11 protein-coding genes are annotated in these 12,159 nt (G+C 73.3%); 1 reads left to right on the top strand and 10 read right to left on the bottom strand.

Annotation, left to right across the window (positions count from 1 at the left end; genetic code table 11):
* Positions 1-203: 203 nt before the first annotated feature.
* From tsaD to glmS, 10 genes are all read right to left on the bottom strand, one after another.
* A complete protein-coding gene (gene tsaD / locus ASE20_RS22600) occupies positions 204-1,262 on the bottom strand; it encodes a tRNA (adenosine(37)-N6)-threonylcarbamoyltransferase complex transferase subunit TsaD (protein WP_056896908.1) in 1,059 nt (352 codons plus the stop codon).
* The gene (locus tag ASE20_RS22595; RefSeq protein WP_225868937.1) at positions 1,262-1,717 is read right to left on the bottom strand and encodes a GNAT family N-acetyltransferase; all 456 of its coding nucleotides are present in this window, start codon (positions 1,715-1,717) and stop codon (positions 1,262-1,264) included. Before ASE20_RS22595 ends, tsaD begins: the two co-directional genes overlap by 1 nt.
* Before the next feature lie 10 nt (positions 1,718-1,727).
* Complete coding sequence (gene tsaB, locus ASE20_RS22590; protein ID WP_056896819.1) at positions 1,728-2,387, bottom strand: tRNA (adenosine(37)-N6)-threonylcarbamoyltransferase complex dimerization subunit type 1 TsaB; 660 nt, start codon at positions 2,385-2,387, stop codon at positions 1,728-1,730.
* Positions 2,388-2,422: 35 nt separating this feature from the next.
* Positions 2,423-3,580 (bottom strand): family 16 glycosylhydrolase, encoded by a 1,158-nt coding sequence (locus ASE20_RS22585; protein ID WP_056896818.1) that lies wholly within the window; start codon positions 3,578-3,580, stop codon positions 2,423-2,425.
* A gap of 355 nt (positions 3,581-3,935) precedes the next feature.
* A complete protein-coding gene (gene tsaE, locus ASE20_RS22580) occupies positions 3,936-4,859 on the bottom strand; it encodes a tRNA (adenosine(37)-N6)-threonylcarbamoyltransferase complex ATPase subunit type 1 TsaE (protein ID WP_056896817.1) in 924 nt (307 codons plus the stop codon).
* Complete coding sequence (locus tag ASE20_RS22575; protein ID WP_056896816.1) at positions 4,856-5,950, bottom strand: alpha/beta fold hydrolase; 1,095 nt, start codon at positions 5,948-5,950, stop codon at positions 4,856-4,858. Before ASE20_RS22575 ends, tsaE begins: the two co-directional genes overlap by 4 nt.
* Complete coding sequence (alr, locus tag ASE20_RS22570; RefSeq protein ID WP_056896815.1) at positions 5,947-7,119, bottom strand: alanine racemase; 1,173 nt, start codon at positions 7,117-7,119, stop codon at positions 5,947-5,949. The genes ASE20_RS22575 and alr overlap by 4 nt, the downstream gene beginning before the upstream one ends.
* Positions 7,120-7,135: 16 nt before the next feature.
* Positions 7,136-8,470, bottom strand: a complete 1,335-nt coding sequence (locus ASE20_RS22565; protein WP_056896906.1) for a bifunctional ADP-dependent NAD(P)H-hydrate dehydratase/NAD(P)H-hydrate epimerase — start codon at positions 8,468-8,470, stop codon at positions 7,136-7,138.
* Between the two features lie 57 nt (positions 8,471-8,527).
* Positions 8,528-8,881: a holo-ACP synthase gene (locus tag ASE20_RS22560; RefSeq protein WP_056896814.1), complete on the bottom strand. Its 354-nt coding sequence runs from the start codon at positions 8,879-8,881 to the stop codon at positions 8,528-8,530.
* Between the two features lie 82 nt (positions 8,882-8,963).
* Entirely contained in the window at positions 8,964-10,808 is a 1,845-nt protein-coding gene (glmS, locus tag ASE20_RS22555; protein WP_056896813.1) for a glutamine--fructose-6-phosphate transaminase (isomerizing), read from the bottom strand.
* Between the two features lie 64 nt (positions 10,809-10,872).
* Between glmS and coaA the strand changes: the two genes are divergently transcribed.
* Positions 10,873-11,859, top strand: a complete 987-nt coding sequence (gene coaA / locus ASE20_RS22550) for a type I pantothenate kinase (protein WP_056896812.1) — start codon at positions 10,873-10,875, stop codon at positions 11,857-11,859.
* Positions 11,860-12,159 lie beyond the last annotated feature (300 nt).

Genomic DNA, 12,159 nt, shown 5'->3' with positions numbered 1-12,159 from the left:
CTCCCCCGCTCGCTCGTACCTCGCTCGCTCCTCCGTCCAGAAACGGCGGGCGGCGCGACGAGATTCAGCCCCACCTGATGCGCGAATGCATCGGGTGGGGCTGAGTCATGTCGGGCGCCCCGCGTGATCTGGACCGAGTGCAGCGAGGGAAGACCACGCGACAAGAGGGCGCCCGACATGCGCGAGCGCAGCGAGCGCTGAACTCACACAGCGAGGACGTCGGTGACCGGCAGGCTCGAGTCGGCCGGCAGGTCCAGCGACGACGGGGTCCGGCCCCGGGCGACCATGGTCGAGCCGAGGGCGGCGACCATCGCGCCGTTGTCGGTGCACAGGCCCGGGCGCGGGACGCGGACCCGGATGCCGAGCTTGGTGGCCCGCTCCTCGGCCATCGCCCGGAGGCGGGAGTTCGCGGCGACGCCGCCGCCGATCATCAGGTCCTCGATGCCCTCGGTGGCCGCGGCGTCGAGTGCCTTGCGGACCAGCACGTCGCAGACCGCCTCCTGGAAGGAGGCGGCGACGTCGGCGACGGGCACCGGCTCGCCGGAGCGCTCGCGCGCCTCGACCCAACGGGCGACCGCGGTCTTGAGGCCGGAGAACGAGAAGTCGAAGCGGTGCCGCTCGAGGTCGCGGCGGCTGGTCAGGCCACGCGGGAAGTCGATGGCGACCTGGTTGCCCTCGCGGGCGACCCGGTCGATGTGCGGGCCGCCGGGGAAGGGCAGGCCGAGCAGGCGGGCCACCTTGTCGAAGGCCTCGCCGGCCGCGTCGTCGATGGTGGCGCCCATCGGGTCCACGCCGCGGTCGGTGCCGGTGATGTCGGTGACGCGAAGCAGGCTGGAGTGTCCGCCGGACACGAGCAGGGCCAGGCAGGGCTCGGGCAGCGCACCGTGCTCGAGCTGGTCGACGGCGACGTGTGCGGCGAGGTGGTTGACGCCGTAGATCGGCTTGCCGAGCGAGAGCGCGAGGGCCTTCGCCGAGGCGACCCCGACGAGCAGGGCACCGGCGAGCCCGGGCCCGTGCGTGACCGCGATCGCGTCGACGTCGGACAGCGCGATGCCGGCGGTGTCGCAGGCGCGCTGGATGGTGGGGACCATCGCCTCGAGGTGGGCCCGGCTCGCCACCTCGGGTACGACGCCGCCGAAGCGCGCGTGCTGGTCGACGCTGCTGGCGACGGCATCGGCGAGCAGGGTGTGGCCACGGACGATGCCGACCCCTGTCTCGTCGCAGGAGGTCTCGATGCCCAGCACCAGCGGTTCGTCGGGGATCACGGCACCATTGTGACGGGTGTGGCGAGGACGAGGGCGGTCGCACCGTCGCGGTAGTAGCGCGGGCGCCGGCCGAGCTCGGTGAACCCGGCCCGTTCGTAGAACATCCGCGCGGCCAGGTTGTCCTCGCGGACCTCCAGCAGCAGCCGCTCGGCGCCGCCGTCCGCCGCGTGGACGCGAACCGCCGCGAGCAGCTCCTTGGCGACGCCGGTGCGACGCAACGGCTCGGGCACCGCGATCCGCTGCAGCTCCGCGTCGACGTCGACGACGCTCACGACGGCGTACCCGGCGAAGGCTGCCTCCTGCTCGGCCACCAGCACGGCGAGCGTCGGCACCGAGCCCTCGACGGCCTGGCCGACCAGCACCGGCGACCACGGGTCGAGCGGGAAGGAGACGGCCTCGAGGCCGCACACCTCCTCGACGTCGGCCGCGACGGCCGGCCGGACCAGGGTCACGGGGTCGGGGTCACGGGGTCGGGGCGACGTCGGACAGCACGGCCTTCGGGGCCTGCGGGATCTCGGCGTCGGGGCGGCGCAGGTACAACGGCTCGGGCGCGAGAAGGGCGACCCGCTCGGCGGCGACGGCACGGGCGAGCCAGGCGGCGTCGGGACGCAGGGGCTCACGGCCTGCCGGGAAGGCGTCGGGGTAGAGCGCGGCGCCCTCCCCCACGACCGGGCGGTCGGTGGCGAGCGCGGCCGGCCGGTCGACGACCGGCTCGGAGGTGCGCACCCCCCGCCCGTCGTACGACGCGAGGTAGACCTCCTTGCGCCGGGCGTCGGTGGCGACCAGGAAGTCCCCGTCGACCGCGCCGGTCTCGACGGCCTCGATCGCGAGTGCGTCGAGCGAGCAGACGCCGTGCACCGCGATGCCGAGGACGTGGCCCATCGTGCGCGCCGTGACCAGACCGACCCGGAGACCGGTGAACGGCCCCGGACCGGCGCCCACGGCGATCGCCGTGAGGTCCGCCGGGCGGGCGCCCGCCGACGCGAGCACCTGCTCGATGAGCGGCGCGAGCTGCTCGCCGTGCTTCATCGCGGTCGTGGCGGTCGCGGAGGCGACCACGTCGGAGCCGTCGTGCAGGGCGACGGTCACCGTCGGCGAGGCGGTGTCGAAGGCGAGCAGCACGGAGGTGAGGTTACCCGCGCTGCGCGCCCGCGGGCTCAGCGCCAGGCCTTGACCCAGTCGACCTCGAGGGTCGCAGACGTTGGGCTCGATGCCGTCGGTGCGTTGAACAGGCTGCCCCAGACCTGGGTGATGACCAGGTTGAACGGCTTGTCGAAGGGCTTCGGCGTCACCAGGCCGGTGGGCGCCCAGCTGTGCGACCAACACACGACGCCGTCGTAGGAGAAGCTCATCCTCGTCGCCGTCCACTCGACCACGTAGCTGTGGAAGGCGGTGCTCGACGTCGGCATCGCGCACGTGGTGCCGGTCGTCGTCGGGACCACCTCGCCGGCGTAGTGGGCCGACGGGTAGACGTTCGCCGGGCGGGCGCTGAACCACTCCGCCACGTCGATCTCCCCCGACGCCGGCCAGGCGCCGTAGGTGTTGCGCTCGGGGTAGAGCCACAGCGCCGAGTGCGGTCCGGTCAGCCCTGCTGTCTGCGGCATCCGGGCGCGGAACTCGTAGCGCCCGTAGGTCTGGGAGAAGCGGTCGCGCGTGGTGACCGTGCCGGCCGTCGAGGTCGTCGTGAAGGAGCCGTACGGGCTGGCGCAGGTGAACGCCGCCAGCTGACGGCGGGCGCTGACCTTCAGCGTGCCCTCGGAGACCCCGACCGTGGTGCCGTCGTCGACGTAGCAGTCGCGGTTGCCGCTGCTCATCCCGCTGTACGACGTCGCCTGGACCAGCCACTTGGTCCGGTCGAGCGCGCTGCCGTCGAACTCGTCGACGAAGGAGCACTCCCAGTAGCTGCCGTCCGCCCGCTGCGGCCGGGAGCCGCAGGCATCGCTCGGAGCCGGCGCCGGAGGCGTCGGCGGTGGTGTCGGGGTCGTCGGCGGTGGTGTCGGGGTCGTCGGGGGCTGGGGCGGCTTGGGCGGGCGTACCTGCCGGACCGTGCTCGCCCGGCCCTTCGACACGGCGCGGTACGGCAGCGCCCGCCGCGGAGCCGGTACGACGGCGCGGTAGCGCCCGTTCGAGGCGGCCCGCACCTTCCGGACGGTCGCCCAGCGACCCTTGCGCACCTGCAGGGCGACCACGGCACGCGGCCGGGCCCGGCCGGTCAGCACCACGGTGCGGGCGTGCGTCGTGGGCCGGTCGAGCACGGGGGCGCCCGACCGCGCCTCGGCAGCGGGTGCCCCACTGCTCCAGAGCACGGCGGTCATCAGGAGTGCGAGAAAGGCGTGGACGGTCAGCCTCGGTGGATGCCCAAGCCATCCAGCGCGTGCGATGGCAAGGCGCCGGTGCGTAGGCAGGCTGGGCGCCTTTCGAGCATCGGCAACGCCGCCAGCGTGCGTGCTGGGTGGGTTGGGCGCCGCCGGGGATGGCCGTCCGCGCCTTGCAGCTCTGAGCGCCCGCATCGTCGACCTCCCTGTCCGGATCCGGTGGCCTGTTCAGGCTAGGAATCCGGCAGGGTGCGGCGGCACCTGCGCACGGGTCGTCTCGACCACCCCCGGAGCCCATCGAAGGCGGGACCCCGGTCATGGGACCGGTCCCGGGACTTTCGGGACCGGGACGTCCTCAGGGACGCAGGTCGATACCGAGCCAGCGCCGCCCGACCGGGTCGATCTCGACCACGCGTGGGTCGGCCTCGGGGTCGACGTCGGTGCTCGCGGTCGCCCGTGCGATGCGGATCTCGAGGCGGTCGTCCGACAGGCTCTCCGCCAGTCCGCTCCCCCACTCGACGACGGTGACGGCCTCGTCCAGCTCGGTGTCGAGGTCGAGGTCGTCGAGCTCGGCCCGACCGTCGAGGCGGTAGGCGTCGACGTGCACCAGCTCGGGCCCCTCGCCCAGCGAAGGGTGCACCCGGGCGATGACGAAGGTCGGCGAGGTGATCCCGCCCCGGACGCCGAGTCCCTCGCCCAGCCCCTGGGTGAAGGTGGTCTTGCCCGCGCCCAGCTCGCCGGTCAGGACCAGCACGTCGCCGGCACGCAGGAGGCCGGCGAGACGGCGACCGAGCTCGCGCATCTCCTCGGCGGAGGGCACCTCGGCGACGTACGGGACGGGCCGCTCCATCTCGACGTACGGCGCCTCGCGCCCCGTCTCGACGAAGCCCATGTCGCGCCAGAATCCCATCGTCCGGGGCAGCTCCTCCCGAGCCAGGATCACGGCCCGGCGGGCCTCCGGGCGCCGGGAGGCCTCGGCGAGCGCGGCCCGCACGAGTGCCTTCGCGACGCCACGGCCCTGCGCGGCCGGGTCGACGCCGAATCGGCGCAGGAAGATCGCGTCGTCGACCGGGTCGAGGACGACGGTGCCGACCACGCGGCCCTCGTCAAGGACGAGCAGGCCGCCCCCGGGCGCGAGCATGGCGGCGATGGTCTCCTCGGTCTCCGCGAGCGCGTCGGCCGGCGGGTCGAGGACGGGGCGGGCGGCGAACGCGGCGCGCACGACGGCCAGCACGTCGGCGGCGCGTTCGGGGCCGATCGCGATGATCTCGGTGGTCACTGGTGGACGGCCCTCGCAGCGGCGGCGGTGATCAGCTGGTCGAGCTCGGCGTTGACCAGCTCATGGCGCTCCATGATCACCATGTGGCCGGCGCCCTCGCACTCGAGCAGGCGCGAGCCCGGGATCCGCGACTGGAGCTTGCGGGAGTGGCCGATCGAGGTCATCTTGTCGGCGGTGCCACAGATGACCGAGACCGGGACGGCGCCGAGCGCACCCACACCGTCGAACTTGTCGAGCCCCGCGAAGTTCGGGAAGAAGTCGGCGACCACCTCGAAGGGGGTGGCGGACAGCATCTCGTCGACGAACTCGACGTAGCCCTGGGGGACCTCCTCACCGAAGGCGAACCGGTCGGTCGCGACGGTGGCGACCGCCGAGCCGGCACGACGCAGGACGTCGATCGCGCGGTGGCCCAGGTGGAGGGTGCGCATGGCGCTGCTCGCCAGGGGGCCGGTGAGGCGCGCGGGCAGCATCGGCAGCAGCATCCGGCCCGGGTCGAGGCCACCGGCCGTCGTCGAGACCAGGCCGACGCCGACGACGCGCGTGCCGATCAGCTCGGGGTACAGCTCGGCGAAGGCGATGATCGACATGCCGCCCATCGAGTGGCCGACCAGCACGACCGGCCCGTCGGGGACGACGGCCTCGAGCACGGCGTGGAGGTCGTGGCCGAGCTGCTCGATCGTCGAGTGCGCGCGGTCGGAGTTGCCCGACCGACCGTGGGAGCGCTGGTCGTAGTAGACCGCCCGCACCAGGCCGCGGTAGGCCGCGCGCTGGAAGTGCCAGCAGTCGAGGTTGAGGCAGTAGCCGTGGACGAAGACCACGGTGACCCGCGGCGCCCCCGAGTGGGTACGACGCAGCAACCGGTCGACCGCGGTGGTCGCGGGGGCGTCGAGCTCGTCGACCTCGACGTGGAGCGCGACGCCGTCGTCTGCGACGACCGACACCGGCTCCGCGCGCAGCGTCCCGAACGGGACCGACTCCCCCGCGCGACGGCTGATCTGGCGCTGCTGGCGCACCACCCCGACGGCGGCCGTGCCGGCGGCGAGGCCGAGCGCGCCGGCGACGGAGCCGAGGACGCGTCCGCGGCGGCTCACTGCTCCGCCTCCGCGAGCGGCGCGGAGTCGACGTACCTGCGGCTCATCCGGCCCCCGATCCTGGTCACGATCTCGTAGTTGATGGTGCCGCAGGCCTCGGCCCAGTCGTCGGCGGTGGGACCGCCGGCGGACGGCGGGCCGAACACGATCACGTCGCCACCGACCACGGGACGGTCGTCGCCGAGGTCGACGACGACCTGGTCCATGCAGACCGTGCCGCGGATCCGGCAGCGCTTGCCGTCGATGCCGACCTCGGCGGCCGCCTCGGGGGCCTCGGCGCGGAAGGCGTGGCGCGGGATCCCCTCGGCGTACCCGACGGGCACCAGGCCCACGGTCATCGGACCGGGGGCGGTCCAGCGGTGGCCGTAGGAGATCGCGTCGCCCGCGGCGAGCTCCTTGACCATGACGAGGGGCGCGCGGACCGTCATCGCCGGCACCAGGCCGATGTCGGTCGCCTCGCCGGGTGCGGGGTCGAGGCCGTACACCGCGATGCCGCAGCGGACCGCGTCGAAGCGGGACGACGGCCGCAGGATCGCGGCGGCGGAGTTGGCGAGGTGACGCAGCTCGGGGCGCAGACCAGCCTCCTCGGCGAGCGCGACCGCGGCGCGGAAGGCCTGCTCCTGCTGGTCATTGGCCGGGTGCTCCGGCTCGTCGGCGCAGGCGAAGTGCGACCAGATGCCGGTGACCCGCCAGGTGCCGGACTCCTCACCGGCGCGGGCGCGGGCGAAGACCGCCTCCCATGCCGCACGGGGGGCACCGCCCCGGGACAGGCCGGTGTCGACCTTGAGCTGGATCCGCGCCGGCGTCCGGCGACCTGACAGGGCGTGGGACATCAGGTCGAGCTCGGCGACGGAGTAGGCGCTGACGTCGATGTCCTGGTCGGCCGCGGCCCGGTAGTCCGAGGCCGGCGTGGTGATCCAGCACAGCAGCGGACCCTCGACGCCGGCCCTGCGCAGCGCCAGGGCCTCCTCGATGGTCGCGGTCGCCAGCCACTCGGCGCCGCCCTGCCGGGCCGCGCGAGCGCTCTCGACCATGCCGTGGCCGTAGCCGTCGGCCTTGACGACCGCGATCAGCGGCACCCCGGCGGTCTCGCGCAGCAACCGCGCGTTGGCGCGGATCGCGGCCAGGTCGACGACGACCTCGGCAGGTCCGAGCGGCGGGCGGGACATGCTCCCTATCGTCCCATCACGGGGTGGTCAGGGTCGCCAGCAGGGCGGGTACGGCGGCCGCGACGTCGCCCGCGACGATCGGCCCGTGCTGGGCGGCCAGGGTCGCGGCGGCACCGTGGACCCACGAGCCCACCGAGGCGGCGTCGAACGGCTCGAGCCCGCCGGCCAGCAGGGCGCCGACGACGCCGCCGAGGACGTCACCCGCCCCTGCGGTCGCCAGCCAGGGGGTGCCGGTCGTCGTGACCCGGACCCGGCCGTCGGGGTGCGCGACGACGGTGTGGCGGCCCTTGAGGAGGACCACGGCGTCATACCGGGCGGCGGCGGTGCGGGCGTGGGCCAGCGGCTGCGCCTCGATGACCTCCCGGTCGAGGTCGAGCATCCGGGACAGCTCGCCGGCATGCGGCGTGAGCACGGCGGGCCGGCCGTGGGCGAGGTCGGCGAACGCGAGCGCGTCGGCGTCCACCACCACCGGTACGCCGTCGGCGACCGCGTCGCGGAGGGCGGCCTCGGCGGCGGCATCGCTGCCCGAGCCGACCACCCACGCCTGCACCCGGCCCGGACCGACCACCTCCGGGTGCTGCGCGCGGACCAGGTCGAGCACGGCCGCGTCGCCGTCGTAGCGGACCATCCCGGCGAGCCCGCAGGCCGCACCGGCGACGCTGAGCAGGCCGGCACCCGGGTAGGTCGCGGAGCCGGCTCGGATGCCGACGACGCCGCGGGTGTACTTGTGCGCCTCCGGCGCCGGGCGCGGCAGCAGCGCGGCCACGTCGGCCGACTGGAGCGCCTCGATCGCGGCGGGCGGGAGGTAGGGGTCCAGGCCGATGTCGACCAGGTCGACGCTGCCGCAGGCCAGGGCCGCGGGGTCGAGCAGGTGACAGGCCTTGTGGGTGCCGAAGGTGACCGTCACGTCGGCCGTGACGTGGGGGCCGTCGACCGCTCCGGTGTCGACGTCGACGCCGGAGGGGGTGTCGACCGCGACGAGCGGGACGCCCGCGACGGCGGCCAGCGCGTCGACCGCCGCGGGACGCAGGCCGGGCCGGCCGCCGATCCCGACGATGCCGTCGACCACCACGTCGACGTCGCGCGGCCCCGGCGTCCCGGTGCGCCCGCCGGCAGCCCGCAGGGCCGCGAGCCCGGCCTCGTGGACGGTGGCGGACAGCAGCCACGCCTCGACGAGCGCACCGCGGCGCGCGAGCATCGCGCCGGCGTACAGCGCGTCGCCGCCGTTGTCACCGGAGCCGACGAGCAGCAGCACCCGGCGGCCGTAGCCGCCGTCCAGCAGGTCGAGGACGGCGTAGGCGAGTCCGGCGGCGGCCCGCTGCATGAGGGCGCCCTGGGGCAGGGTGGCCATCAACGCAGCCTCAGCGGCGCGGACCTCCTCGACGGTGTGGGCGCGGAGCACGGCGGGTCAGGTCTCCAGGACGACGACCGCCGAGGCGATCCCGCCGTCGTGGGTCAGCGACAGGTGGACCGAGCCGACGCCGAGGCGGTCGGCGACGGCCAGCACCGTCCCCCGCATCACGAAGCGCGGCCGGCCGGTCTCCTCGGAGACCACCTCCGAGTCGTGCCACGACATTCCGCCCGGGGCGCCGAGCGCCTTGGCCAGCGCCTCCTTGGCCGCGAACCGTGCAGCCAAGGACGCGTAGGAGCGGCCCCGCTCCGCCTCGACGAAGAGCTTCTCCACGAGCGCAGGGGTACGCCGGCAGGACTCCTCGAAGCGGGCGATCTCGCACACGTCGATCCCGACGCCCACCACGGCCATGAGGTGCTCCCTTCGAACAAGATCTGACCGTACCGCCGGGGTCCCCGCGGAAAGGCAAGCGAAGCGCGTTTCCGTGGGGTGGCTATTCGACCGTGACGGACTTGGCGAGGTTGCGCGGCTGGTCGACGTCGTGGCCGAGCGCGGTGGCCAGCTCGCACGCGAACAGCTGCAGCGGGAGGATCGCGACGAGGGGCTGCAGCAGCACGGGGACCTTCGGCAGCCGGATCAGGTCGTCGGCGTACGGCTCGATGGAGGTGTCGCCGGCCTCGGCCAGGCAGATCGTGCGCGCACCGCGGGCACGGACCTCCTGGATGCCGCTCAGCATCTTGCCGTGGAGCTGGTCGCGGCCCTTGGGCGGGACGACGCACAAGACGGGCAGGCCCTCCTCGATCAGCGCGATCGGGCCGTGCTTGAGCTCGCCGGCCGCGAAGCCCTCGGCGTGCAGGTAGGCGAGCTCCTTGAGCTTGAGCGCCCCCTCGAGCGCCACCGGGTAGCCGGCGTGGCGACCGAGGAAGAGGACGGAGCGGGTGCCGGCGTGCGAGCGGGCGAGCTCGTAGACGGCGTCGGCACCCTCGAGCACGGTCTCGATGTGCCCGGGCATCGCCTCGAGCTGCTCCATGATCTCGTCGATCTCGTCGCCGAAGCGGGTGCCCTTGACCTGCGCGATGTAGAGCGCGAGGAGGTAGCAGGCGACCAGCTGGGTCAGGAAGCCCTTGGTCGACGCGACGCCGATCTCGGGGCCGGCGTGGGTGTAGATCACCGCGTCGGACTCGCGCGGGATCGACGAGCCGTTGGTGTTGCAGATCGCCAGCACCTTCGCCCGCTGGCTCCGGGCGTGGCGGATCGCCTGCAGGGTGTCGGCGGTCTCGCCGGACTGGCTGATCGCGACGATCAGCGTCGTCGCGTCGATGATCGGGTCGCGGTAGCGGAACTCCGAGGCCAGCTCGACCTCCACCGGTGTCCGCGTCCAGTGCTCGATCGCGTACTTGGCGACCATGCCGGCGTAGAAGGAGGTGCCGCAGGCGATGATGATGATCTTGTCGACGTCGCGCAGCTCCTCGTCGGCCAGGCGCATCTCGTCGAGCTGCAGCTGGCCGTTCGCCGTACGACGGCCGATGAGGGAGTCCGCGACGGCCCGGGGCTGCTCGAAGATCTCCTTGCGCATGAACCAGTCGTGGCCATCCTTCTCCGCGGCGGAGAGGTCCCAGTCGACGTGGAACTGCCGGGCCTCGACCGGCCGGCCGTGGAAGTCGGTGACCCGCACCTCGTCGCGCGTCATCACGACGATCTGGTCCTGGCCGAGCTCGAGCGCCTCGCGGGTGAACTCGATGAACGCGGCGACGTCGGAGCCGAGGAAGTTCTCGCCCTCACCGAGGCCGACGACCAGGGGCGAGTTGCAGCGGGCCGCGACGACCGTGTCGGGGTCCTCGGCGTCGATGGCGACGAGGGTGAAGGCGCCGTCGAGCTGCTGGCACACGCGCTGCATGGCCGTGGTCAGGTCGACGCCCGACTGCACCTGCAGCTCCACCAGGTGCGCCACGATCTCGGTGTCGGTGTCGGAGAGCAGCTCGTGGCCGTCGGCCTCGACGCGCTCCCGCAGCTCCATGAAGTTCTCGATGATGCCGTTGTGGACCAGCGCCACCCGGCGCACACCACCGGTGTGCGGGTGGGCGTTGACGTCGTTCGGCGGGCCGTGGGTCGCCCAGCGGGTGTGCCCGATGCCGATGTGGGCCAGCGCGAGGGGCGTCTCGTCGAGCACCTTCTCGAGGTTCGCGAGCTTGCCCGCCCGCTTCTCCAGCGCGATCGCGCCGTCGCTGACGACCGCCACACCGGCCGAGTCGTAGCCGCGGTACTCCAAGCGGCGCAGGCCGTCGATGACCGTGTCCGTGGCCGACCTGTGCCCGACATATCCGACGATCCCGCACATGGGGAGTCACTCTAGTTGGGATGCCGCCGACTGCCGACACGACGCGACTGGAAGAATCGTCACCATGGTCACGGCCGCGGAGACGCCGGGGGCCCACGGTGAGGAGTCACCGCGGGAGTCCTCACCGTACGTCGAGCTCGACCGTGCCACCTGGGCAATGCTGGCCTCGGAGACCGAGAGCCCGCTGACCAGCGACGAGGTGGCGCGGCTGCGGGGCATCGGCGACCAGCTCGACCTCGCCGAGATCCGCGACGTCTACCTGCCGCTCTCGCGGCTGCTGAGCCTGCGGGTGCGGGCGGCGTCGGCGTTGCACCGCGAGCAGCAGGAGTTCCTCCACGGCCTCACGCCCCCGCGCACGCCGTTCGTCATCGGCCTCGCCGGGTCGGTCGCGGTCGGCAAGTCCACCGCCGCCCGCGTGCTGCAGCAGATGCTGGCGCGCTGGCCCGAGCACCCGAACGTCGCCCTGGTGACGACCGACGGCTTCCTCTACCCCAACGCCGAGCTGGTCAAGCGCGGCCTGCTCGAGCGCAAGGGCTTCCCCGAGTCCTACGACCGCAAGGCGCTGATGCGCTTCGTGGTCGACCTCAAGTCCGGCAAGGACGAGGTCGAGGCCCCGGTCTACTCCCACCTGGTCTACGACGTGGTGCCCGACGAGAAGGTCGCGGTCAAGCACCCCGACATCGTCATCATCGAGGGTCTCAACGTCCTCCAGCCGCCGCGTGTCCGCGAGGACGGCCGCACCCGCCTGGGCCTGTCGGACTTCTTCGACTTCTCCATCTTCGTCGACGCCAACACCAACCACATCCGGGAGTGGTACGTCGACCGCTTCCTCCACCTGCGCGAGACCGCCTTCCGCGATCCCGACTCCTATTTCGCCAAGTACGCCGCCCTCAGCCACGACACCGCGGTCGACGAGGCGCGCCGGATCTGGGACACCATCAACGGGCCCAACCTGTCGCAGAACGTGCTCCCCACCCGCTCCCGCGCCACCCTGGTGCTGCGGAAGTCGGCCGACCACTCCGTCGACTGGGTCCGGCTCCGCAAGATCTGACGTCACCGCGGCCGGCGACCACTTCGAAGCCGCCGTCACACGTCGTGCGCCTGCCCACCAGCCGCAAGACCGCGAAGATCGGGCTCTTGTGACGTATCCGTGGGTCGCCCCCGCGATCGTCAGCGTGATGTTGCGTCGGTCGGTGGTGGCGTCCACAAGCGGCAGCGACGGGGCCAGTGGGGTGGTGGTCGGGTCCGGCGGCCGGGTTGGGGTCCCGCAGTGCGTGGTGACCCCCTCGAGTGGGCACGAACCGCAGACTTCGCGGCGTTTTTTCTGCGGTCTGTGCCCACTCGAGGGGGT

It is taken from the genome of Nocardioides sp. Root240, from assembly GCF_001428825.1.
In the GTDB taxonomy this organism is placed as follows: domain Bacteria; phylum Actinomycetota; class Actinomycetes; order Propionibacteriales; family Nocardioidaceae; genus Nocardioides.
Note: the sequence above shows the minus strand (reverse complement) of the source record. Positions and strands in the feature narration are given on the sequence as shown.